General features: G+C 70.0%; 25 protein-coding genes. 11 read left to right on the forward strand and 14 right to left on the reverse strand.

Annotated features, from left to right (window positions below):
* Positions 1-26: 26 nt before the first annotated feature.
* Together AB0H62_RS00540 and AB0H62_RS00545 are read left to right on the forward strand one after the other, a co-directional pair.
* On the forward strand, positions 27-653 hold the full coding sequence (locus AB0H62_RS00540; protein WP_220246452.1) for a TetR/AcrR family transcriptional regulator: 627 nt from the start codon (positions 27-29) through the stop codon (positions 651-653).
* A gap of 5 nt (positions 654-658) precedes the next feature.
* On the forward strand, positions 659-1,342 hold the full coding sequence (locus tag AB0H62_RS00545) for an alpha/beta hydrolase (RefSeq protein ID WP_360583260.1): 684 nt from the start codon (positions 659-661) through the stop codon (positions 1,340-1,342).
* Here the strand turns inward: AB0H62_RS00545 and AB0H62_RS00550 are convergent.
* Both AB0H62_RS00550 and AB0H62_RS00555 read right to left on the reverse strand, forming a co-directional pair.
* On the reverse strand, positions 1,323-2,237 hold the full coding sequence (locus AB0H62_RS00550; protein WP_360583262.1) for an alpha/beta hydrolase: 915 nt from the start codon (positions 2,235-2,237) through the stop codon (positions 1,323-1,325). The two genes, AB0H62_RS00545 and AB0H62_RS00550, sit on opposite strands and share 20 nt — an antisense overlap.
* Positions 2,234-3,142, reverse strand: coding sequence for a diiron oxygenase (locus AB0H62_RS00555; protein ID WP_360583264.1), 909 nt, complete (start codon positions 3,140-3,142; stop codon positions 2,234-2,236). Before AB0H62_RS00555 ends, AB0H62_RS00550 begins: the two co-directional genes overlap by 4 nt.
* 54 nt (positions 3,143-3,196) lie before the next feature.
* Here AB0H62_RS00555 and AB0H62_RS00560 point away from each other — a divergent pair, with 54 nt between their 5' ends.
* Both AB0H62_RS00560 and AB0H62_RS00565 read left to right on the forward strand, forming a co-directional pair.
* Positions 3,197-3,985 (forward strand): TetR/AcrR family transcriptional regulator, encoded by a 789-nt coding sequence (locus tag AB0H62_RS00560; RefSeq protein WP_220246450.1) that lies wholly within the window; start codon positions 3,197-3,199, stop codon positions 3,983-3,985.
* A gap of 28 nt (positions 3,986-4,013) precedes the next feature.
* Positions 4,014-4,334: a DUF4873 domain-containing protein gene (locus tag AB0H62_RS00565; RefSeq protein ID WP_220246449.1), complete on the forward strand. Its 321-nt coding sequence runs from the start codon at positions 4,014-4,016 to the stop codon at positions 4,332-4,334.
* Between the two features lie 120 nt (positions 4,335-4,454).
* Here AB0H62_RS00565 and AB0H62_RS00570 read toward each other — a convergent pair whose 3' ends face one another.
* Both AB0H62_RS00570 and AB0H62_RS00575 read right to left on the reverse strand, forming a co-directional pair.
* On the reverse strand, positions 4,455-4,685 hold the full coding sequence (locus AB0H62_RS00570) for a DUF3107 domain-containing protein (protein ID WP_220246448.1): 231 nt from the start codon (positions 4,683-4,685) through the stop codon (positions 4,455-4,457).
* 97 nt (positions 4,686-4,782) lie between these two features.
* Positions 4,783-5,436: a ferritin-like fold-containing protein gene (locus AB0H62_RS00575; protein WP_360583267.1), complete on the reverse strand. Its 654-nt coding sequence runs from the start codon at positions 5,434-5,436 to the stop codon at positions 4,783-4,785.
* A 289-nt stretch (positions 5,437-5,725) separates the two neighbouring features.
* On the opposite strand from AB0H62_RS00575, the gene AB0H62_RS00580 reads away from it, so the two are divergent.
* Together AB0H62_RS00580 and AB0H62_RS00585 are read left to right on the forward strand one after the other, a co-directional pair.
* On the forward strand, positions 5,726-7,507 hold the full coding sequence (locus tag AB0H62_RS00580; protein WP_360583269.1) for a DEAD/DEAH box helicase: 1,782 nt from the start codon (positions 5,726-5,728) through the stop codon (positions 7,505-7,507).
* A 35-nt stretch (positions 7,508-7,542) separates the two neighbouring features.
* Positions 7,543-8,922: a hypothetical protein gene (locus AB0H62_RS00585; RefSeq protein ID WP_360583271.1), complete on the forward strand. Its 1,380-nt coding sequence runs from the start codon at positions 7,543-7,545 to the stop codon at positions 8,920-8,922.
* 88 nt (positions 8,923-9,010) lie between these two features.
* On the opposite strand, the gene AB0H62_RS00590 is transcribed toward AB0H62_RS00585, so the two are convergent.
* The 7 genes from AB0H62_RS00590 to AB0H62_RS00620 all read right to left on the reverse strand — a co-directional run bounded on the left by AB0H62_RS00590 (position 9,011) and on the right by AB0H62_RS00620 (position 13,096).
* On the reverse strand, positions 9,011-9,181 hold the full coding sequence (locus tag AB0H62_RS00590; RefSeq protein WP_220246444.1) for a hypothetical protein: 171 nt from the start codon (positions 9,179-9,181) through the stop codon (positions 9,011-9,013).
* A complete protein-coding gene (locus tag AB0H62_RS00595; RefSeq protein ID WP_360583273.1) occupies positions 9,172-9,729 on the reverse strand; it encodes a hypothetical protein in 558 nt (185 codons plus the stop codon). The genes AB0H62_RS00590 and AB0H62_RS00595 overlap by 10 nt, the downstream gene beginning before the upstream one ends.
* A 41-nt stretch (positions 9,730-9,770) precedes the next feature.
* Entirely contained in the window at positions 9,771-10,631 is an 861-nt protein-coding gene (locus tag AB0H62_RS00600) for a PD-(D/E)XK nuclease family protein (protein ID WP_220246443.1), read from the reverse strand.
* Positions 10,632-10,792: 161 nt separating this feature from the next.
* Entirely contained in the window at positions 10,793-11,422 is a 630-nt protein-coding gene (locus tag AB0H62_RS00605) for a MarC family protein (protein WP_354871416.1), read from the reverse strand.
* Between the two features lies 1 nt (position 11,423).
* Complete coding sequence (locus AB0H62_RS00610; protein WP_360583276.1) at positions 11,424-12,296, reverse strand: PHP domain-containing protein; 873 nt, start codon at positions 12,294-12,296, stop codon at positions 11,424-11,426.
* A 55-nt stretch (positions 12,297-12,351) separates the two neighbouring features.
* Positions 12,352-12,912, reverse strand: a complete 561-nt coding sequence (locus tag AB0H62_RS00615) for a PH domain-containing protein (protein WP_220246440.1) — start codon at positions 12,910-12,912, stop codon at positions 12,352-12,354.
* Positions 12,913-12,931: 19 nt separating this feature from the next.
* Positions 12,932-13,096, reverse strand: a complete 165-nt coding sequence (locus AB0H62_RS00620; RefSeq protein ID WP_204091374.1) for a hypothetical protein — start codon at positions 13,094-13,096, stop codon at positions 12,932-12,934.
* Positions 13,097-13,266: 170 nt separating this feature from the next.
* Between AB0H62_RS00620 and AB0H62_RS00625 the strand changes: the two genes are divergently transcribed.
* On the forward strand, positions 13,267-13,668 hold the full coding sequence (locus AB0H62_RS00625; RefSeq protein WP_360583279.1) for an NUDIX domain-containing protein: 402 nt from the start codon (positions 13,267-13,269) through the stop codon (positions 13,666-13,668).
* Positions 13,669-13,911: 243 nt separating this feature from the next.
* Here AB0H62_RS00625 and AB0H62_RS00630 read toward each other — a convergent pair whose 3' ends face one another.
* On the reverse strand, positions 13,912-15,027 hold the full coding sequence (locus tag AB0H62_RS00630; RefSeq protein WP_220246438.1) for a DUF2332 domain-containing protein: 1,116 nt from the start codon (positions 15,025-15,027) through the stop codon (positions 13,912-13,914).
* Positions 15,028-15,374: 347 nt separating this feature from the next.
* Here AB0H62_RS00630 and corA point away from each other — a divergent pair, with 347 nt between their 5' ends.
* The 4 genes from corA to AB0H62_RS00650 all read left to right on the forward strand — a co-directional run bounded on the left by corA (position 15,375) and on the right by AB0H62_RS00650 (position 18,579).
* Positions 15,375-16,463 (forward strand): magnesium/cobalt transporter CorA, encoded by a 1,089-nt coding sequence (gene corA, locus AB0H62_RS00635; protein ID WP_220246437.1) that lies wholly within the window; start codon positions 15,375-15,377, stop codon positions 16,461-16,463.
* Positions 16,464-16,670: 207 nt separating this feature from the next.
* Positions 16,671-17,321 (forward strand): metallophosphoesterase, encoded by a 651-nt coding sequence (locus AB0H62_RS00640; RefSeq protein ID WP_354871405.1) that lies wholly within the window; start codon positions 16,671-16,673, stop codon positions 17,319-17,321.
* Entirely contained in the window at positions 17,318-18,160 is an 843-nt protein-coding gene (locus AB0H62_RS00645; RefSeq protein ID WP_360583282.1) for a chromosome partitioning protein ParB, read from the forward strand. Before AB0H62_RS00640 ends, AB0H62_RS00645 begins: the two co-directional genes overlap by 4 nt.
* Before the next feature lie 68 nt (positions 18,161-18,228).
* Positions 18,229-18,579, forward strand: a complete 351-nt coding sequence (locus AB0H62_RS00650; RefSeq protein ID WP_360583284.1) for a ClpX C4-type zinc finger protein — start codon at positions 18,229-18,231, stop codon at positions 18,577-18,579.
* Here the strand turns inward: AB0H62_RS00650 and AB0H62_RS00655 are convergent.
* Positions 18,565-19,746: an alpha/beta fold hydrolase gene (locus tag AB0H62_RS00655; protein WP_220246433.1), complete on the reverse strand. Its 1,182-nt coding sequence runs from the start codon at positions 19,744-19,746 to the stop codon at positions 18,565-18,567. The two genes, AB0H62_RS00650 and AB0H62_RS00655, sit on opposite strands and share 15 nt — an antisense overlap.
* A 105-nt stretch (positions 19,747-19,851) precedes the next feature.
* Positions 19,852-21,357, reverse strand: a complete 1,506-nt coding sequence (locus AB0H62_RS00660) for an MFS transporter (protein ID WP_220246432.1) — start codon at positions 21,355-21,357, stop codon at positions 19,852-19,854.
* Between the last annotated feature and the right edge of the window lies 1 nt (position 21,358).

Consider the following 21,358-nt stretch of genomic DNA (forward strand, 5'->3'; position numbering starts at 1 on the left):
CGGCGAAGCCGTGGACGGGAGGAAGAATGACGGAAATGGCGCGACTGCAGCAACGAGGCGTTCGGCTGCCCAGGACCGAACGCCGCGCCCAGCTGCTGACGGCCGCGCAACGCGTCTTCGCCGAAAACGGCTATCACGCCGCGGCCATGGACGAGATCGCCGAGGAGGCGGGCGTCAGCAAGCCCGTGCTGTACCAGCACTTCCCCGGCAAGCTGGACCTCTACATCGCGCTGCTCGAAAGCCACGTCGACGACCTGGTGAGCCGCGTGAAGGGCGCGCTCGACTCGACGAGCGACAACCGCCAGCGCGTGCCGGCCACGGTCGGTGCCTTCTTCGACTTCGTGAGTGAAGACGCCGGCGCGTTCCGGATGGTCTTCGAGAGCGACCTGCGCGGCGAGCCGGCCGTGCAGGAGGCCGTGGACCGCGCGGTGTCCGCCAGCGTCGAGGCCATCACCGAGACCATCACCGCCGACGCCGGCCTGGACGAGGACAAGGCCCGGCTGCTCGCCGTGGGCCTGGTGGGCATGTCGCAGGTCTCGGCGCGCTACTGGCTGCAGCACAACCAGTCGATGTCCCAGGAGGAAGCCGTGGCGCTCACGGCCAACCTCGCGTGGCGCGGCATCGGCGGTGGCTTCCCGCTCAAGGACGGCTGACGCGCTTGGCCCCGCTCGTGGTGGCCGTCCCCGGCACACTCTGCAGCCCGGCGGTCTTCGGTCCCCTGGCGCGGGCGTGGCCGGGCGTCGTGCACGCCATGGACTGGATGTCGGCGCCCGGGCCGTGGCGGATCGAGGACGTGGCCGAGCGGATCGCTTCGCGGATCGACCGGCCGGTGCTGCTCGTGGGGCATTCGACGGGTGGCTGCATCGCGTTGCGGCTCACGGCGAAACACCCCGAACTGGTGGCCGGGCTGCTGCTCGCGAACACCGGTGCGCACATGCGGGGCCACGGTGACGTCGACGGGATCCTTCAGACGATTTCGCAGGCTTGGGGGCCGGAGCTGCACGCGGCGGTGCTGGACCGGTCGTTCGCTTCACCGTTGCCGGTGGAGCTGCGTGACGACCTGCTCGCGTACGCCGCGCGCGTGCCGCAGGAGGCCGCGCTGGAGGTGCTGACGAGCCAGCGCGATCTCGACCTGACGCCGGAGCTCGCGTCGATCCGGTGTCCGGTGCGGGTGCTGCACGGCGTCCACGACCGGGCTCGGTCCGTGGCGGACGCGCGCTACCTGGTGGAGCACCTGCCGGACGCGGAATTGACCACAGTGGACACTGGGCACACCCCCGTGTTCGAGGATGTGCCCGCGACCGTCTCGGCATTAAAGTCCCTTATGGAGCAGGGGTCCTAGCGGGCAGCAGGGTCTTGATCCGCGCGGCGACTTCGGCCGCGCGTTCCTGCGGAAGCATGTGGCCGGCGCCCGGGTAGCGGATGAACTCGGCGTCGGGCAGCTCGTCGGCGATCACCTTCGCGTGCGGCAGCGGGCACAGCCGGTCTTTCTCCCCCGCCAGCACCACCGCGGGCACGGTCCGCAGTGCGCGCAAGGCCACGCGGCAGTCGTGCACGGAGATCGCGTCCTGGAACTCGCCCAGGCTCGCGGGATGCGCGCGCAGCAGCTGGTCGACGACGCTGTTCACGTCGCCGCGCTTCGGTTTGTCGCCGAACACCAGGAACCGCGCGCCGGACCGCACCATCGCCGGGCTCAACGGCAGCCGTTCGCCCTTGCGGTGCGCCAGCGCCTTGGCCAGCCGCCGCTCGAACCGCGCCGACATCGCCCCTGCCGGCCCGGGCATGCCGAGCGTGATCCGGTCCATCTGGCCCGACGACGTGGCCACGAATGCCACACCGGCGACGCGCGCCTTCAGCAGGTCCGGATGACGTTCGGCGAGCGCCATGATCGTCATGCCGCCCATCGAATGGCCCGCCAGCACGAGCGGTCCGTTCGGTACGCGTTCGGCGATCAGCTCGGCGAGGTCGTCCGCGAGTCGCGGGATCGTCGCCGCCCCCCGTCGAGCCGGCGACGATCCCCCGTGGCCACGCAGGTCGTAGCGCAACACCCGCGTGGCCGGTCCGAGGTGCCGGACGACGCCGTCCCACGTGCGGTGGTCCTGCGTCCAGCCGTGCACCAGCACGAGTGTGACCGGTGCGTCTGCCGGACCGGACGTCTCGACGTGCAGGGCGGCACCGTCGCCGGCCATGAACCGATGGTCGCGCGCCGGGTCACGCAGCCGTTCGAGCGTGGTCACTTGCCCTCCGGCAGCAGGAAGGACTTCTTCCAGAAGTAGCGGCCCGGCAAGCCGACCAGGCCCGACTCCTGCAGGAACGGCATGATTTTCTCGCCGGCCCACGCGATCGTCGCGCGCCAGTGCGGGTTGTTCAGCGCCGCTTCGACGCCGTCGCGCGGGCGGATGCCGACGGCCTTGTAGACGTTGGGGTTGATGAACGCGCGCGTGACGAAGTACGAGATCAACGCGATGATGAACTGCTGGTAGGCGATCTCGTGCTTGCCCAGCTTGGCCATCCCGCGCGTTACTTCTTCGCGCGCGAAGGTCACGTGGCGCGCTTCTTCGAGCACGTGGATGCGGTTGACCATGCGCACCAGCGGCTGCACGTTCTCGTCCACCATCTGCTCGCGCTGCAGGCGGTCGAGCACCTCTTCGGCCACGAGGATCGCGCCGTAGCGGGCGGGGCCGTAGGAGATGGTGGGCATGAGCTTCGCGAACTGGCGCAGCGCCGGCACCGGGCCGTACGCGGGGCAGCCGATGCGCGCGGCCATGCGGGCGAACATCGTGGAGTGGCGGCACTCGTCGGCGATCTCGGTGAGGGCGAACTGCGCGTGGGAGCTCGTGGGGTCCTCGTCGTAGACCTCCTTGAGCAGCATCTGCATCAAGAGGATCTCGAACCACAGGCCGGTGGTGGCGACACTCGCGACCTCGTGCTTGCCGAGCTCGATGCGCTGCTCGGGGGTGAGCCCGTCCCAGAGTTTCGTGCCATAGAGCGACGAGCGCTCGGGGAGGATGTAGTTCTTGCCGTCGACGAGCGGTGCGTCCCAGTCGATGTCGACATCGGGGTCGTAGTACTTGTTCGCCGAAGACTTGAGCAGCCGGTCGGCGGTCTTCTCCCGGTCGGTCTCCTTGAGCGTCCGCGTCATCGCTCGCCCTCTCTCCTATAGCTGTAACTTGAGGTAACAGTTACCTCTGGTAGCATGACCCGGGTGATCGAACGTGTCAAGCGCTCCAGCAAGCAGTCCGGCAAGCACCCGGCTCCGGGGGAAGCCGCGACCGGTGACGCCCGGCGGGACCGGTGGCGCAAGCACCGCATTGCGCGCCGGGCGGAGTTCGTGGAGGCCGCGCTGCGGGCGCTCGACAGCCATGGTCCGGACCTGGGCATGGAGGACGTCGCGGCCGAGGCCGGCGTCACGAAACCCGTGCTGTACCGGCACTTCGAGGACAAGGCCGACCTGTATGTGGCGCTCGGGCAGCGCGGGACGGAGATCCTCTTCGAACGCCTGATCCCGGCGATCAATGCGGAACTCGCGCCCGTGCCGCGCATCCGGATGGCGCTGGACGCGTTCTTCTCCGTGATCGAGGAACACCCGAACCTCTACCGCCTCCTCGCCCGCGGCGGCCTGCACGAGAAGACGGTGAGCGACTCCGACGTCGTCGCCGAGGACAAGGAAGTCATCGCCACCGCGCTGACGGCCCTGCTCGGCGACTACATGCGCATGTTCTCCATGGACTCCGGCGCGGCGGAACCGTGGGCGCACGGGATCGTCGGCATGGTCCAGAGCACCGGCGAATGGTGGCTCGACCGCCGCTCCATGAGCCGCGACTCCGTGGTCGAGTACCTCACGCAGATCATCTGGGCGGCCATCGACGGGCTCACCCGCCAGCACGGCGTGGTGATCGACCCGAACCTGCCGCTGGAGGAGAACAAGGTCGTCCAACTCGGACGCGCCAAGACCGACGCCCCGGCGGACAGCGACGCGGGCTGAGCTGTTTTCCATCGTTGGGAGGCTTTTCATGAGCGACGAAGACGGTTACGCCGGCACTGCGACCCTCGTCGTCGCTGGCGTGGAAATGGCTGTGCAGGTCGACCTGCGCGGCCACTTCCAGCCGATCGACGGGTATTACCACTGGTACGGGCGGATTTCCGCCTCGGGCGAGCTGACCGCGGCGGTGGGCGGCCGGAAGAAGGCTTGCACGGTCGTGGTGGAGGATCGTTCGGCCGACGGTGAGCTGTCGGATCCGGACCCCTGGGGGCGGTACCGGATCACGGGGACGTCCACGCCGCCGTTTTCGGTGCCGACGAGCTTGGAAGAAGTCGAAGCAGCGACTGCCTGATTCAGGGCCCAGCGACTCGCCAAAGCTCCCCAAGACATGAAAAAGCCGCCCCGGGCCAAAGCCCAGGGCGGCTTTTTCGTCAAACCGCGAAAACTCGAGAACCGCCAGAACTCGCGAGCCTCAGTCGCCGACGCCGAAGCCGACCTTGCGGACGTCCGAGGGGGCGATCTCGACGTACGCGATGCGGTCGGACGGGACGATGTACTTGCGGCCCTTCTCGTCGTTGAGGCGGAAGAGCCCGTCACCGGCCGTCAGGGCCTCGGCGACCAGCTTCTCCACCTCGTCGGCGGTCTGGCCACTGGACACCACCAGCTCGCGCGGCGTGTCCTTGATGCCGATCTTGACCTCCACGTGGGACCTCCGCTGGAAATTCGTTGTCGTTACGCCTGGCAAGGCTAGCCCAACCGCAGCGCTGCGGTGTCGCGCCACCGCGTGGTGAACCGGCACTTCAGCCGAGACCGAGCGCCTGCATGCGCTTCGTGTGCCCCTGCTGCAACCGCCGGAACAACCCGGCGATTCCCGACAGGTCGCCGGAGCCCGCGACGATGAGTTCGGCCAGGCCATCGCGTTCGGCGACCACGTACTGGGCCTGCGTGAGGGCCTCGCCCAGGAGCCGGCGGCCCCACAAAGCGAGCTTGTCGCGCGTCTTCGGGTCGGCCTTGATGCCTGCGGCGACTTCGCGCTCGGCGAACGCGGAATGACCCGTGTCGGCGAGGACGGTGAGCACCAGGTCCTTCGTCTCCGGGTCGAGCCAGCTGGCGATCTCGCGGTACAAATCCGCCGCGAGGCCGTCGCCGACGTAGGCCTTGACCAGCGATTCCAGCCACGACTTGGGCCGCGTCGAGGCGTGCCACGCGTCGACCTGGGCCACGAAAGGGCGCATGGCGTCGTCGACGGACACGCCGTGGGCGGCGAGGTGGGCCGACAGCATGTCGAAGTGACCGATCTCGGCCGCGGCCATGGAGGCGAGCGCGGCGCGGCCGGCGAGCGTCGGCGCGGTGCGGGCGTCCTCGGCCATCCGGTCGAACGCGGAAAGCTCGAGATAGGCGATCACGCCGAGCAGGTCGACGACACCTTCGCTGATCTCTTTCGGGTCGGTCACGGCGACGAGGGTATCGCCGAACCCGTGGTCGACGCCGTGAAGAGACCGATCCCACGCCGCGCCGTCGCGCCCGGTAGTGTTGAAAAACTCCTGACCAGGTACACTGCGGAAGAATTGACAAGGCTTCCGCACGTCTTCTGGCTGCGGGAAACAGGCGGGCGACCGGCGCCACCAGGGCTGCCGGGGCTCGCTGCAATTGTGCGTGCACGCCTCCAGCGGCATTCCCGGGAGGGCGGCTGCGGCGCCGGATCCTCAAGGTGCCTGCCCAGACCCCCCGGTCGAGTGTCGAGTGACAACCGGCCTGTGCGCGCTGGTCACGAGAGAGGCGATCACCCTGACCGCAGAACAGTCCACAACCGAAGAAACCACCACCCCCGCAGTCGCGCTGGAGCACAGCGAGACCGGCCCGGCCGCGCTCGACACCTCGCACCCGCTGCAGGCGGGCGTCGAGGTCGAGCCCGAGGCACCCACCTTCGCCTCGTTCGGCGTGAAGCCGGAGATCGTGAAGGCGCTGGGCGAGGCCGGCATCGAGCGCACGTTCGCCATCCAGGCGCTCACGCTGCCGCTGGCCATGGCGGGCGACGACCTCATCGGCCAGGCCCGCACCGGCATGGGCAAGACGCTGGGCTTCGGCGTCCCGCTGCTGCACCGCGTGCAGGTGCCCGGCGACGGCACCCCGCAGGTGCTGGTCGTGGTCCCGACCCGCGAGCTGTGCATCCAGGTCGCCAACGACCTCAAGGGCGCCGGCAAGCACCTCGGCATCCGCACGCTGGCCATCTACGGCGGGCGGCCGTACGAGCCGCAGATCGATGCGCTGCGCAAGGGCGTCGACGTCGTGATCGGCACCCCGGGCCGCCTGCTCGACCTGGCCGAGCAGCAGCACTTGGTGCTGGGCAAGGTCCGCGGGCTCGTGCTCGACGAGGCCGACGAGATGCTCGACCTGGGCTTCCTGCCCGACATCGAGCGCATCTTGCGGATGGTGCCGGACGAACGGCAGACGATGCTGTTCTCCGCCACGATGCCGGGCCCGATCATCACGCTGGCGCGCACGTTCCTGCGTCAGCCCACGCACATCCGCGCCGAGGAAAACGACGCGAGCGCGATCCACGAGCGCACCACGCAGTTTGTCTACCGGGCGCACTCGATGGACAAGCCGGAGGTCATCGCCCGGGTGCTGCAGTCCGAAGGCCGCGGGCTCACCATGATCTTCAGCCGCACCAAGCGCACCGCGCAGAAGGTGGCCGACGACCTGGTGGAGCGCGGCTTCGCGGCCGCCGCCGTGCACGGTGACCTCGGCCAGGGCGCTCGCGAACAGGCGCTGCGCGCGTTCCGCTCGGGCAAGGTCGACGTGCTGGTGGCCACCGACGTCGCGGCTCGCGGCATCGACATCGACGACGTCACGCACGTCATCAACTACCAGTGCCCCGACGACGAGAAGACCTACGTGCACCGCATCGGCCGCACCGGCCGCGCGGGGCGCACGGGTGTCGCGGTCACACTCGTCGACTGGGACGAGATGCCCCGCTGGAAGCTGATCTCCGACACGCTGGGTCTGGACAAGCCGGAGCCGGTGGAGACGTACTCGTCGTCGCCGCACCTGTTCAGCGACCTCGGCATCCCGGAGGGCACCACCGGCCGGCTCCCGCTCGCGAAGCGGACCCGCGCCGGGCTGGCCGCCGAGGAGGAAGAGGACCTGGGCGGCAAGCGCCGTGGCCGTGGTGGCCGGGGCGCCGGTTCTGCTTCTGACGACGACGCCGCGCCGCGCAAGCGCACGCGGGCTCCGCGCAAGCGCACCCGTGGTGGTGCGAATGCGGCTGAGGCGGTCGAGAAGGCGGACGCTGCTGCTTCCTCCGACTCCGCTGCGTCGGGTTCAGGTTCGGGTGAGGAGCGCTCGCGCTCCCGTCGCCGCACCCGTAGTGGTGGCGGTGGGGAGTCGACCGGCCCTGCCGGCGCGGCCACCGCGTCGGCCTCGGCTTCGGGAGAAACCGGAGAAACGGGTGAGCGTCCGGCACGTCGGCGCCGTCGTCGCCGCCCCTCCGCGACGTCTGATACACCTGCGTCGGCAGACTGAGGGGACCAGCGGAGCCGACGGCGGGAGTCAGGTACGTGAGCGACCACGAAGACGGCGCACCGGACCAGTCTGAACCGGACGTTCCGGCTTTTGTACCGCCTTCGGACTCCGGGGTGGTTTCACACCGCCCCCTCGGCACCGAAGATGTTTTGCCCCCGTCGCAGAGCTCTGCGAGCACTGTGACGGGGCCTCCCGTTCGCGTGCGGCGCTCGCCGTGGAACAGCGGGCGGGACCGCGTGATCGCGGCGTTGATCGCCGTGGTCGTGGTGGTCGTGACGCTGGTTGTCGCGTTGAACAGCGACAACCTGCACACGAGCCGCGCGCTCGCTTCCCCGCCGCCGACGTTGCCGCCGGCGCCCACGGCCGTGCCGGGTTCGATGGCGCAGCTGTGGCAGGCGCCCAGCTCGGCCACGCCCGTGCCGATCGGCGAGGGCGACACCGTGACCACCGCCGACGGCGGCGAGGTCGCGGGCCGCGACCCGCTCACCGGGCAGATCCGCTGGCACTACACGCGCGAGAACCTGCAACTGTGCACTGTGGACACCGCGTGGGGGCGCGTGAACGCGGTGTACCACAAGGCAATGGGCTGCAGCGAGGTCACGCAGCTCGACCCCACCACGGGCCAGATCACGGCCCAGCGCAACGGCGACGCGGAGCTCGGCACCCAGCTCGTCAGCGACGGCAGCCACGTGACCACCACCGGCAAGCACCTACTCGACACCTGGCGCGACGACCTCGTGAAGAGCATGGAGTACGGCCAGGTCCCGTTCATGGTCAACCCGAACAAGCAGCCGCGCACGGGCTGCACGTACGGCACGGTCGCCGCGGCCGCCGAGAAGGTCGGCGTGATCGAGCGCTGCCCCGGCGATCCCCACGACCGCCTCACCGTTTACAAGGCCACGGCCGAACACGAGGACGAGCCGCAGGTCGTCTTCAGCAGCATCCTGGCCGGCTCGCGCGCCCGCGTGATCACCATGTCCGGCGACTTCACGGCCGTGCTGCTGCCCGACCAGAAGCTCCTGGTCATCTACGGCCCGGACGGCAACGAGCGTTCCGCGTACCCGATGGACCTGCCGGCCAGTGATTTGGCCGGCGACCCCGCGGGCGGCGTCGAACAGACCACTCGCACCGACAGCGGCGTGTACTGGTTCACGGGCACCAAGACCGTCGCCCTGTCGCGCGACGACCTCACCCCGCGCTGGACCCTCGACAGCACCCGCGGCCCCGGCATCACCTTCGCCCGCCAACTCGTCGTCCCCATCAACGGCGGTTTGGCCGTGCTCAACGAATCCAACGGCGCCACGATCCGCACGGTCGGCGTCGACCGTGGGGCGTACCGCGGGGTTGTGCGGCTTACGGCTTTGGGGCCGGTGCTGCTTGAGCAGCGCGGTCCTGTGGTTGCCGCCCTGCGCTAGCGATCGTGACGATCTCGCGGCACGGTGCCCTCACGGCGGTCTCGGTGAACGTGACAACAACGCCGCCGACGACCGACTCGACCTCGTGCTACAGCCGGAGGGGACGCGGCTGGGAGACCGTGACCGGGTGAGCGGGAATCCAGTCCTCCCAAGCCTTTGCCTGCGGGTGGCACGTCTCGAACGCGAACCTTCCGCCGGGCCGTAGGACGTCGTACAGCTCCGCCGCTTCGTCCTCGGACAGCACCCGGGTCAGGCCCACCAGAACACGGTGAGCGCCACGAACGCGACCACCAGCACCCCGATGCCCGCCAGCCCGGCGGCGCGGCCGTAGCGCCGATCCGCGAGCCGCTGCAGCACCAACGCGACGACCGCGGCGACGGGGTGGCCCACCAGCAACAGCACGCTCGGCCCCGGCGCCCCGGTGGCGAGGCAGACCGCGCCGACACCGAGCACGCCCACCGCCAGCACGGCCAGTCCCGCGGCGATCGACCCGGTGAACCCCCGCCACCACCGCCCGCGCGGCTTCCCCGCGCCGACGGCCTCGATCCGCTGTGGCGCCGCGACGGGCACGTACTCGGCCGGCGTCTCGGCCGAGTGCGTCGCCGTGGTCGGGTCGGGCTTGGCGTCGACGGCCGGCGGCTCGGCGGCAGACGCTTCCGCGACAGGTTCCGAAGGCTCGCCGTGCTCGTCAGCCTCAGCCGACGGAGGTTCGGCGTGGGCGTCCGACGGAGGGGTGCCCTCGCGAGTGGCGACGTCCGCCGCGGCCAAGGGGGCGGTGGTCAGTTCCTCGGTGTCGGGTGAGGCCACGGTGGGGGGTCCGTCCAATCGTCGGCTCGAAGGGAGGGCGGTCAAGGCGCCAGGAGGTCCCACGGTTGGGACGCGGGCGCGGCCTGCTGACCTTCCGCGCAGCTCGGGCGGAAGTCGCACCAGGAGCAGCGGCGGTCGGGGCGGGCGGGGAACAGGGCGTCGCCATCGGCGCCTGCGTCGAGGGTATCCGTGGCCAGGCGTAAGTCGCCCGCGGTTTCTTCGGCGCGTTGGAGGTGGCGGCGGAGCGAGTCGGGCGTGTGCTCGGCCGCGGCGATCGTGCCGGTGGGCAGGTGGTGGAGCTCGACCTTGGTGCAGGGCATGCGAAGTGTGCGCGAAGAAGCGACCGCGTACATGGCCAACGCCTGCGAAGCGCGGGCCTCGTACTCGTCGGGAGCGCGTCGGCCGGTCTTGTAGTCGACGATGACCAGTTCGCCGCCGCGCCGGTCGATGCGGTCGGCGCGGCCCTCGATGATCATCGTTGGCTGTCCGCCGGTGGTGCTGACCGGCGCGGACACCCAGCGCTCGAGGCCGATCGGGTCCTCGGTGACGTCGTGGTCCTCCACGTACTCCCCGACCCAGCCCTTGGCCCGCGCCCGGTAGCGCGCGGCCTGCTCGGCGTCCTCGAACCCCGCGTCCTTCCAGTACTCGCCCACGAGCGCCATCGCGCGCTGCGCGGTGCGCTTGGCGACCGGCAAGTCGAACAACGCCCGCAACGCGTTGTGCACCACCGCGCCCAGCGTGCTGTGCGCCCACGGGCCGGTGCGTTGCGGCGTCGGGCGCTGCAGGTAGCTCAAGCGGTAGCGGCGCGGGCAGTCCTCGAACGTGCTCAGCCGCGCCGGCGACACCTTCGTGAGCCGCTGCGGCTGCTCGACGCCGAAATCGAACCCCAGCTGTTCCTTCACTCGACCCCCGTTCGGTTCCGGCGTCCACGCTACGCACCACCACCGACACTTTCCGGCGCGGGGGCGGCCCTCAGCCGAACGCCGCGGCTCCCTGCCCGGCAACCGCGAAACCGTGTCGGTGCGCGAGATCCACGCCTCGGGCAGCGACCGGCCGGCCGAGCCTAGAAGTTCCCGGCGATGAAGCCCTTCACGGAGTTCGCCACCAGCTCCACGGCGATCGCCGCCAGCAGCAGACCCGCGATCTTCGCGACGAGCGTGATGCCGCTTTCCTTGATCAGCCGGATGACCACACCCGAGAAGCGCATGCACGTGTAGATCACGAAGTGCACGGCGATGATCGCGCACCCCAGCGCGATGTAGGCGCCGAGGTGGCCGTCGGCCTGACGGACGAACACGATCGTCGCCGCGATGGCGCCCGGGCCGGCGAGCAGCGGCGTGCCGAGGGGCACGAGGGCAACGTTGACGTCGTCGGTCGCTTCGGGTTCGTTGCCGCCCTTGCCCGTGAGCAGCTGCAGCGCGATGAGCAGGAGCAGCAGGCCGCCGGCGCCCTGCAGCGCGGGGATGCCGATGCCGAGGTACGCGAGGATCGCCTGCCCGGCAACAGCGAACAGCGTGATGACCAGCAGCGAAACCAGCACCGCTTGGCGCGCCGCCTTCACGCGCGTGGCCATCGGCTTGCGGCCGACGAGGCTCAGGAACACCGGCACCGTGCCCGGCGGGTCCATGATGACGATGAGCGTGATGGTGGCGCTGATGAACAGCTTCGCGTCGAAGAACTGCGCGACGCCCATCTCAGCCCTTCACGATCTGCGACCCGGTGGCGCGCGCGACGAGCTGCTCGAACTGACCAGGGTCGGTCGTCTCCTGGCCGAGGCCGATCGTCTTGTTCGTGCCGTGGTAGTCGCTCGACCCGGTGCGGATGAGCCCCAGCTCGTCGGCGAGCTCACGCGTGCGGACGCGCGTGGCCGGCTCGTGGTTGGGGTGATCCACCTCGACGCCGGTCAGGCCACGGCGGGCGAGGTCACGCAGGGTGTCCTCGCTGATCGTCGCGCCGCGGCTGTAGGCGAACGGATGCGCGATCACCGTGACGCCACCCGCGGCGACGATCATGTCGATCGCCTCTTCGACGGGGGTGTCGTGGCGCGGCACGTAGTAGCCGCGGCGGCTGCCGAGGTACTCCGCGAAGGCCTCGTCGACGCTCGACACCAGCCCGGCGCGCACGAGCGCCTGCGCGAGGTGCGGCCGGCCGGCCGGCGAGTCGGCGGGCAGCAGGCCCATGATCTCGTCGGCGTCGATCGGGAGGCCGTCGGCGGCCATGCGGGCCGCCATCGCGCGCAGCCGCGTGCGGCGTTCGGCCCGCAGGCGCGTCTGCTCGGCGACCAGCGCGGGCGCGGTCGGGTCGAAGAGGTACGCGAGCAGGTGCACGCTGATCCGCCAGCCCGTTTCCGGGTCGACGGACACGGTGGACAGCTCGGCGCCGGGGACGAGAGTCAGCCCGGGCGGGACGGCCGCCACCGCCGGAGCCCAGCCGGCGGTGGTGTCGTGGTCGGTGATCGCGACCACGTCGAGGCCGGACCGGACGGCGGCTTCGACGAGCCCGGCAGGGCTGTCGGTGCCGTCGGAGGCCGTGGAGTGGGCGTGCAGGTCGATGCGCATCGTGACCATTCTCGACGATGCGCTGCGTCACAGCGACGCCGGTACCTGGGACAACGCCCGCAGGTCAGCCGACGGGCTTCTTGCCCCTCGCGGCACGCTGCGCCTTGATCATGGAGAAGCGCTCGGCCTGCTTCTGCTTGTCGCCGAACACGAGCTCCGAGATCGTGTCGTAGAACTCCTCGGGCCGAGGCAGGTAGTCGATGCGGTTCAGCGCCTGGATCTGACCGGCGGACTCGACGACCATCGTCCCGTAACCGAGCACTCGGCCCCAGCCGGGCCGCTCGTAGGTGAGGTCGGTGACCTTCGTGATGGGCATCATCAGCACCTTCGTGGTGATGACGCCCTTGGTCAGCACGAACCGCTTGTCCGTGACGACAAGCCGCTCGACCCACCACTGGACCACCGCGTAGGCGAACCGCAGCACGACCAGCAGCGCGACGTACCAGAGGATGTTCTGCACCACCCACAACGACGGTGGCAGCAGGTACGAGACCAGTACGCAGACGGCGAGCAGAGCCGCCGCCTCGAACGTGTCCCAGAGCAGGACTGCCCAGTGGCGGCGGATGCGGATGACCCGCCGCTCAGTGTCGAGCAGGTACTCGTCAGGGTCGCGTGGCGCGAACATGTCTCGAGGTTATCCTCCGTCAGCCGTTGAACACGTTGCTGACGAACGAGACCACCGATTCGGCCGAGCTACGGAGGAATTCGACGATGTTGCCGACGAGCCCCGCCGCCTGGTTCGGCTGAGCGATCACGAAGAACAGCACCAACGCGATACCCACGAGACCCGCAAGCTTCTTCGCGTTCACAGCGATCAATCCCGTCTCTAAACGTGGCACCGGAAAACTGACTTTCTATGTTGTACCGCACCAACCACCCACGCGGCAGGAAAGTCCCGCGCATGGGTCAGCAGGCCGTCCGAAGTGTACCGTATGGCTACTCTCCGTGTACAGCGTGACGAATCCAGGGGTTGACACTCATGGCCATCCGAGTGCCCTGCGTGGGCGGCATCGTGTTCGACGACCAGGGCAGACTGCTGCTCATCCAGCGCGGTCACGATCCGGGCAGGGGTCTCTGGTCGTTGCCCGGCGGCCGGGTCGAACAGGGCGAAACGGACACTGAAGCCGTCGTCCGCGAGCTGCGGGAAGAGACCGGACTCGACGTGACACCGCACACATTCGTGGGCATGGTCGCCCGCGGCCCCTACGACATCCGGGACTACGAGTGCACCGTCGCGGCCGGAACCCTCACCGCCGGCGACGACGCCGACGACGCCCGCTGGGTCGACTCGGCCGAACTGGTGGAACTGGACGCCTCAGGCCTGCTCGTCGACTTGCTTTTCATCACGCTGCGTGACTGGGGTGCGCTACCAAGGGCCTGAGTCGAGTCGGTGCATTTCCGCGGTGCGTCGATTGCTTGCGCGAATGTTTGTGGATTTCGTACGTCGGTGAATGGTGTTATCCCCGCACCGATCGCCGGATGAGCACGGGAAATGCGGGTTGAGCAATTCCACATCAATGCCTGTGCATGTGAGGACGCATAGGCGAGCGGTGCGCGGGTGTGACTGATGGGGTGAATGTGACACAGGTGACACAGCGTGCAGCTGGTGCGCCTGCGCGAACCGTCAGGCGGGCAGCCAGGTCATGCGCTGCCCGCGCGGCGTGGTCCGAGCCAGCGCACGGGCCACAGGCTTGCCGTCGGACCACGAGACCAGGCCGAGCACGCAGGGGTCCGACAAGCCGGGCGCCGGGGCGTCCAGGTCGGTGCGATCCGGCATCACGAGCTTGAGGCCGGCCGAGTAAGAGCCCTCCGTGACCCACCACAGGGGGCGCGTAGCCGCGAGCGAAGCCAACGCGGCCACGAAGTCGGCCCGGCGGTCGCCGAAGTAGGCCAGCGCGTGGCTGGTGAGGACCACCAGTGGCAGCTCGGGCGGCAACGTGGCCGCGGCCGCGGCCAGGTCGTCCACGCCGTCACCGGCGATCAGGGGCGGGACGTGCTTGCGCTGTTCCGCGGCGGCCGTGCGAAGGAGTCGGATGCGATCCGGCTGGTCGGCCCAGACGCAGGCTTCCAGCCAGGCCAGCTCGTCCTCGTCGGCGAGGTCGACGGGGGCACGGTCCAGACCGGCGCGCGCGGCGATGGAGACCTTCTTCGGCAGCTTCGGCAGCACCGCGCCGGGCGCGAGGTCCAGGGCGCAGTGCAGGCCGACGGCGGCCTTGGCGGGTCCGGCGACGAGCTGCTCGCCGCCGTCGCACTGGTAGCGGTAGGAGAAGCGGTCGAGGCCGAGCAGCAGACCCGCGCTGCAGCCGACCTCGAGCAGGGCGATCTTGCCGCCCGCTTCCTTCGCCGCCGCCGCGACCGCGGGGTACACGAGCGACGCGCGGCGGACCTCGTTGGTCTGGGTGTAGCGCGTCGAAATGATCTGGCGGGCCTTGTCCGCGCGCTCCAGCAGGAAGGTGCGGAACAGCGGCCAGGTCTCGTTGTCCACGCCGTCGAAACCGCCCAGTGACGGGTAGTAGCGCGACAGCGGGTGGATTGGGTCGGCCTGGATGAGGCGGTGGGCCGCGGCCAGCAGCAGGGTGCCGCGGGCCTCGCCGCCGCGGGCGTCGGTGAGCAGGCCGGCGACGTCGTCGTCCTCGGCCGACTGCGTGGCGAGGTGGTCGTACAGCGGCGAGACGCCGCGCGCCTCGACCTCGGCGAACCTGCGCAACCGCTGCTTGATCTCTTCCAGGGCGATGGCCACCCGTGTTCCTCCTCGAAACAACTCCCGGCCGGGTAACGCCGCCTGAGCCACTTGCGACACTCACCGGTGGTGAGGAGTACCCTCGACCATTGGTGTTCGTGCGTCAACGCGAGCCCCACCACTCTCCGCGTCTTACGATCGCGCCGGCCTGAAGGAGGTGAGGAACGCCCCATGAGTAGTGGCGATAGTCCGCTCCCTAGTAGTCCCAGCGTTCCCGCCGAGCCGGCCGGCCGATTTTTCTCCTGGTAGGTCCGGCGAACAGGGAACGCCGGTGATGCCGGACGGACGCTGAAGTCCGCCTGGCCGTCGTCTTTGTGTTCCACCACGACGCCAGCCCAGGAGATCCCATGCCTGCCATCCCCTCCCTCGGAGGCCTTCGCGGCCGCGGCGGCAGCCGCACCAAGCCGATGCTCGAGCGGCCGATCCCTGTGCCCTTGTCGGCGTACGTCGTCGACTGCGCGGTGTACGTCGACGGCGCGCGCTTGCCCGGCCGCTGGACGCATTCCGACGCCATCAAAGAGGTGCGCAAGCGGCACGCGGGGTTCGTCTGGATCGGACTGCACGAACCGGACGGAGAGCAGATCCAGGGCATCGCCGACACGTTCGGGCTCCACGAGCTGGCCGTGGAAGACGCGCTGGAAGCCCACCAGCGGCCGAAGCTCGAGCGCTACGACGACACGCTCTTCTTGGTGCTCAAGACCGTCCGCTACGTGGAGCACGAGTCGCCGACCACGGCCAACGAGATCGTCGAGACCGGCGAGCTCATGGTGTTCCTCGGCCGCGACTTCGTGATCACCGTGCGCCACGGCAACCACTCCGGCCTCGCCCGGCTGCGCCGCGACATGGACGACGACCAGGAGCGCCTGAGCCTCGGCCCGGCCGCGGTGGTCCACGCCATCGCCGACCACGTGGTGGACCACTACCTCGAGGTCTCGAGCCGCATCGAGTCCGACATCGACGAGATCGAGGCGCAGGTGTTCGCGCCGCGCTCGCTGGTGAGCGCCGAGCAGATCTACCTGATGAAGCGGGAAGTGCTGGAGCTGCGCCGCGCCGTGCTGCCGCTCGCCACGCCCGTCTCGCGCCTGGCCGAGGGCTACACGCGGCTGGTGCCCGACGAGGTGCGTTCGTACTTCCGCGACGTCGCTGACCACCTCGTGACCGTGTCCGAGCGCGTGGCCGCGTTCGACGAGCTGCTGAGCACCCTGGTCGACGCCACCGTCGCGAAGATCTCGCTGCAGCAGAACACCGACATGCGCAAGATCACCGCGTGGGCCGCGATCATCACCGTGCCCACGATGGGCGCGGGGATCTACGGCATGAACTTCGACTACATGCCCGAGCTGCACTGGAAGTTCGGCTACCCGATCGCGGTCACGGTGATCTTCGCGATCTGCCTGCTCCTGTACCGAATATTCCGGAAGAACGGCTGGCTCTAGGCCGCCACGCGGTCCCCGTTCCTTCACCCGGTAGCGCTACAGGAGTACTCCCATGCCTCGTTTGCTGACCAACCTCAAGTTCTGGGCCCTGACCCTCGGGATCGTCTGGATCCTCGGCATCATCACCGTGATCACCCTCAACCCGGGTTTCTCTCACGGCATGAAGTGATCGCGTGAAGTAACGCTGCCAGGCCTTACTCTGGGCGCATGCCCAAGGCGCTGGTGGTGGCCGACGAGGTCGACGAGCGGCTGTGGACCGGTGCGGTCCGCTCGCTCGACGTCGACCTCGTGGTCGCCGCCGGCGACCTGCCCTACGACTACCTCGAGTTCCTCGCCGGCGCGCTCGACGTGCCGTGCGTGTTCGTGCCGGGCAACCACGATCCCGACCTGAGCGGCTACACCCGTTACGGCGGACTGTCCATGAAGGACGGTTTCCCCACCGAATGGCCCGGCCCCGCGGGCGGGATCAACGCCGACGGACGCGTGGTCGACGTCGCCGGGCTCCGGTTCGCCGGGCTCGGCGGCTCGATCCGGTACAACGAGGGCCCGAACCAGTGGACCCAACGCCAGCAGTCGCGCCGGGCCCGCGGGCTCGAGTGGCGCGCGAAGTGGCGCCGCCGCGACGGGCACGAGGTCGACGTGCTGCTCACCCACTCCCCTCCGCTGCACCTCGGGGACCGCGAAGACCCACCGCACCGCGGTTTCGCCTGCCTGCACCGCACGATCGCCACGCTGCGGCCGCGCTGGCTGCTGCACGGCCACATCCACCCGCACGGCGAACCGGTGCCCGACCGCGTGGTCGGCACCACCCGCGTGCGCAACGTGGTGGGCCACCGGATCATGGAGTTCCCGCGATGACCAGACCCACGGGTTTCCCGCGCGCCGACGCCGAACACGACTTCCTGCGCGCCCGCCGCGGCCAGGTCCTTTCGCGACTGTCCACCTGGCTGCGCCGCGAGCCCGACGACGTGAACATCATGCTGCCGTTCCACGAAGTCGTCGACGCGCTGGGTTACGCCGGCGAGGCGCGCATCGGGCCGCGAGTGATCACTTTGGACTCGATCGTGGGCACAGTGGACCGCAGCCGCGACTTCGACCGCCGCTTCCGCCCCACGTCCGGGCGCGTGCGCGAACGCTGGGAGCGGCTCGCGCTCGCGGCCCGCCGCGGGGAGGCGATCCCGCCGATCGAGGTGTATCGCGTGGGCGAGCTGCACTTCATCATCGACGGTCACCACCGCGTGTCCGTCGCCCACGCGCAGGGTCTGTCCACAATAGAGGCTCAGGTCACCGCGGTGCGCACGAAGCTCAACCCCAACGGCATCCGCTACCGCGGCGACCTGATCGTGAAGGACTACCGGCGGCTGTTCCTCGAACGCGTGCCGCTGACCGGCCACGCGCGGGCGTCTGTGATCATGTCGGACCCGTGGGACTACGCGCAGCTCGGCGAGCACGTGGAGGCGTGGGGCTTCCGGCTGATGCAGGACGAGGGCCGCTTCACCGATCGCGCCAACCTCGCGCAGCGCTGGTTCGACGAGGAGTTCACGCCCGTCACCGGCATGCTCCGCCAGGCCGACCTGGTCGGCGACCGCACCGACGCCGAGGCCTACCTGTGGGTCGCCGCCGAGCGCTACCGGCTCATCCGCACCCACCGCTGGGACGACGACGTGATCGAGGCGCTGCGCTCCCGTCGCCACTGACCCTTGTCAGGACTCCCCTGACGCGGCTAGCGTCAGGGGAGTCCTGACATGTTCCTGGGGAGGTTTCGATGACCGACGACAGCTACTGCTCGTTCTGCCTCAAGCGCGCCGACGAGGTCAGCAAGCTCATCTCCGGCGCGGGTGTGTACATCTGCGACGGCTGCGTGAGCCTGTGCGGCGAGATCCTCGCCGGGCAGCACGAGCCGGCCACGCCGGAAGTGACGCTGTGGGAACGGAAGTCCGACGACGAGATCCTGCAGAGCATCCCGCGCATGGCCATGGTGAGCGCCCAGGCCGACGCACGCATCCAGGCCCAGGTGGACCTGCTGCGGTCGCGCGGAGTCGCGTGGGCGCGCATCGGCGAAGCACTGGGCGTGACGCGGCAGTCAGCGTGGGAACGGTTTTCAGCCGACAAGTGAGGTGGACAGGGTCCGGTGCAGCCATGGGTAGACGGTGCCCGTCCACACCTGCTGGCCGAGGCCTGCGCAGTGACCGTCGACGCCTTCGGCCGCGGTGAGCTGGACGACCTGGGCTTTGGTGGTGAGCGCGTCGCGCAGTGTTGGGCCGCCGCCGGCCGTGAAGTCGTGTTCGGACTCCACGAGCAGGGCCGGGCAGGTGATGTTCGCCGCGTCGGCGAGCATGGTGAACCGCCGCAGCTCGGCGAAGTACTCGCGGACGGAGTCGATGCCGTGGGCGGCCATGCGGGCGCGGAAGAACTCCGCGCGGTCGGCGTTGCGCCGCATCTGCACCCGCACCACGGGCGCGGCCGCCAGCGCGGCCGGGCCGGACGGCACCCGCGCGCCGAGGTCCGGCTGCGCCGGGTCGCACACGAGCGCGGCGATCCGGTGCTCGGCGGTCGCGGCGCGCGGCGCGAGGTAGCCGGCGAACGACCGGCCGACGAGCACCACCTGCGCCGGGTCGACCTCGGGCCGGTCGAGCAGCCAGTCGAGTACGGGGGTGAGCACGTTTTCGAAGTCGTGGCGCAGGTACCGGTGCTGGACGTAGAGCGTCTCGCCCTGCCCGGGGCCGTCGAACACGAGCACGTTGTAGCCGCGGTCGACGGCGCCGGGCACGTCGAGCCAGCCGGACTCGGCCGTGGAGTCGTAGCCGCACGGCAGCACGACGGTCGGCCGCGGCGTGCTGGACGCGTGCGGCGCGAAGAAATAGCCGTGCAAAGTCGTGTCCTCGTACGGGATCCGCACCGCTTCGGCGGGGTGTTCGAGGAGCTTCGCGGCCTCCGCGAACGCCTCGACGTGACCGCGGTACGCGGACTGCAGCCGTGGATCGTCCACATCGGACCGAATGAAGAAGTACGCCTGCCGGAAGTACTCGCTCGCGCGCAGGAACGCGTGGCGCGCGCTCACGCGGTCCCCCGCGGCCAGCGCCGAGTCCGCCACGACGCGCGCGCGGTCCGCGGTGGCCGACCACGCGTCGTACCAGCCGCCGCCGGAGAGCTTGCCGAGGCCGCGCGCGGTCGCGAACGCCTCACCGAGGTCGGCCGCGTGCACCACCGCGGCGTTGAGCGTGCGCGCGAACTGGCCGTCGTAGCTCGGATCGCGGAAAAAGACCTTCGCCGGGTCCGTCATGTCCAGTGAGTCGGGTGAGCCGCGGCGCGGGTTACCGGTGTTGAAAAAAGAACGGTCCCTTCCCGGCCGAGCAGGGAAGGGACCGTTCACCCCGATCAGCGAGCTTCAGACGTGCACGGCCTGCACCACGGCCACGCCGCGCGGGGCGCCCGGGCGCAGCAGCAGCCCGGTGATCACCGCACCGACCGCGAAGATGACCGCGGCCCAGGTGAACGCCGTGGTGTAGCTGTGCACGGCCGCCTCCGCGGCGAGTTGCGGCGTGGGCGCGCGCCCGGCCAGGAACGACGTCGCCGCGTTGCCCGCGAGCGTGCTCAGCAGCGCGGTGCCGATCGAGCCACCTACCTGCTGCATCGTGTTGACCGTCGCCGACGCGACGCCCGCGTCGTGCAGCTCGACCCCGAAGGTCGCGACGCTCATCGCCGGCGCCATCGACAGGCCGATGCCCACGCCGAGCACCATGAGCGGCCCCAGCACGCCCTCGGCGTAGGTGCTGCCGGCGTCGATCGCGCTCAGCCACAGCAGACCGCCCGCGGCGATCAGCATGCCCGTGGGCACCAGCGGCTTCGGCCCGAACCGCGGCAGCAGCACGCCCGTCGCGGTGGTCGCGGCCGCCATCAGCGTGGCGACCATCGGCAGGAAGCCGAATCCGCTCTCGATGGGCGTGAACTTGAGGTTCTGCTGCACGTAGAACGTGAGGAACAGGAAGATCGAGAACATGCCGATCGCGATGAGGAACATCGCGATGTACGAGCCGCCGCGGTCGCGGTCGAGCAGCACGCGCATCGGCAGCAACGGGTGCTTCACGCGTTGCTGCAGCACGACGAACGTCGCCAGCAGCGCCAGCCCGGCCGCGAGGAAGCCCCACACCGAGATCGAGCCCCACGAGTCGTGCTCGGCGTTGGAGAAGCCGTAGACGAGTGCGAAGAGACCGGCCGACGCGCTGACCGTGCCCGGCAGGTCGAGCTTCGGGCGCGGGCCGTCGGACTCCTGGCGGCGCAGCAGCAGCGCGCCGCCGATGAAGGCGATGACCGCGAACACGATGTTCACGAACATGCACCAGCGCCAGTCGAGGTATTCGGTGAGCACGCCGCCCAGCAACAGGCCGATGGCGGCACCGCCACCGCCGATCGCGCCGAACACGCCGAACGCGCGGCCGCGTTCCTTCGGGTCGGTGAACGTGGTGGTGAGCAGGGAAAGCGCGGCCGGCGCGAGCAGCGCGCCGAACACACCCTGCGCCGCGCGGGCGATCAGCAGCATCTCGATGCTGCTCGCCGCGCCGCCGATCGCGGACACCGCGGCGAAGCCGGCCAGACCCACGAGGAACGCGTTCTTGCGGCCGAACAGGTCCGCGAGCCGCCCGCCGAGCAGCAGCAGGCTGCCGAACGCGAGCGCGTACGCGGTGACGACCCACTGGCGGGCGTCGTTGGAGAAACCGAGGTCGACCTGCGCCGAAGGCAGCGCGATGTTCACGACGGTGGCGTCGAGCACCACCATCAGCTGGGCCAGGCCGATCATCACGAGGATGGCCCAGCGTCTGGAGTGGTGCGGGTTTTCGGCGTGGCTCGGCGCGTCCTCCCCCGGACGTTCGAGCGTGGCCGTCGAGTCAGGCATG

Origin of the sequence: Amycolatopsis sp. NPDC050768, assembly GCF_040654155.1 — a bacterium.
Taxonomy (GTDB): Bacteria; Actinomycetota; Actinomycetes; order Mycobacteriales; family Pseudonocardiaceae; genus Amycolatopsis.

Excerpts from the sequence above, each read along its gene's own strand:
- AB0H62_RS00540 (WP_220246452.1), top strand. The coding sequence starts at position 27 with ATGACGGAAATGGCGCGACTGCAGCAACGAGGCGTTCGGCTGCCCAGG.
- AB0H62_RS00555 (WP_360583264.1), bottom strand. The coding sequence starts at position 3,142 with ATGACGCGGACGCTCAAGGAGACCGACCGGGAGAAGACCGCCGACCGG.
- AB0H62_RS00560 (WP_220246450.1), top strand. The coding sequence starts at position 3,197 with ATGACCCGGGTGATCGAACGTGTCAAGCGCTCCAGCAAGCAGTCCGGC.
- AB0H62_RS00565 (WP_220246449.1), top strand. The coding sequence starts at position 4,014 with ATGAGCGACGAAGACGGTTACGCCGGCACTGCGACCCTCGTCGTCGCT.
- AB0H62_RS00605 (WP_354871416.1), bottom strand. The coding sequence starts at position 11,422 with ATGGGCGTCGCGCAGTTCTTCGACGCGAAGCTGTTCATCAGCGCCACC.
- AB0H62_RS00610 (WP_360583276.1), bottom strand. The coding sequence starts at position 12,296 with ATGGTCACGATGCGCATCGACCTGCACGCCCACTCCACGGCCTCCGAC.
- AB0H62_RS00615 (WP_220246440.1), bottom strand. The coding sequence starts at position 12,912 with ATGTTCGCGCCACGCGACCCTGACGAGTACCTGCTCGACACTGAGCGG.
- AB0H62_RS00625 (WP_360583279.1), top strand. The coding sequence starts at position 13,267 with ATGGCCATCCGAGTGCCCTGCGTGGGCGGCATCGTGTTCGACGACCAG.
- corA (WP_220246437.1), top strand. The coding sequence starts at position 15,375 with ATGCCTGCCATCCCCTCCCTCGGAGGCCTTCGCGGCCGCGGCGGCAGC.
- AB0H62_RS00640 (WP_354871405.1), top strand. The coding sequence starts at position 16,671 with ATGCCCAAGGCGCTGGTGGTGGCCGACGAGGTCGACGAGCGGCTGTGG.
- AB0H62_RS00645 (WP_360583282.1), top strand. The coding sequence starts at position 17,318 with ATGACCAGACCCACGGGTTTCCCGCGCGCCGACGCCGAACACGACTTC.
- AB0H62_RS00650 (WP_360583284.1), top strand. The coding sequence starts at position 18,229 with ATGACCGACGACAGCTACTGCTCGTTCTGCCTCAAGCGCGCCGACGAG.
- AB0H62_RS00655 (WP_220246433.1), bottom strand. The coding sequence starts at position 19,746 with ATGACGGACCCGGCGAAGGTCTTTTTCCGCGATCCGAGCTACGACGGC.
- AB0H62_RS00660 (WP_220246432.1), bottom strand. The coding sequence starts at position 21,357 with ATGCCTGACTCGACGGCCACGCTCGAACGTCCGGGGGAGGACGCGCCG.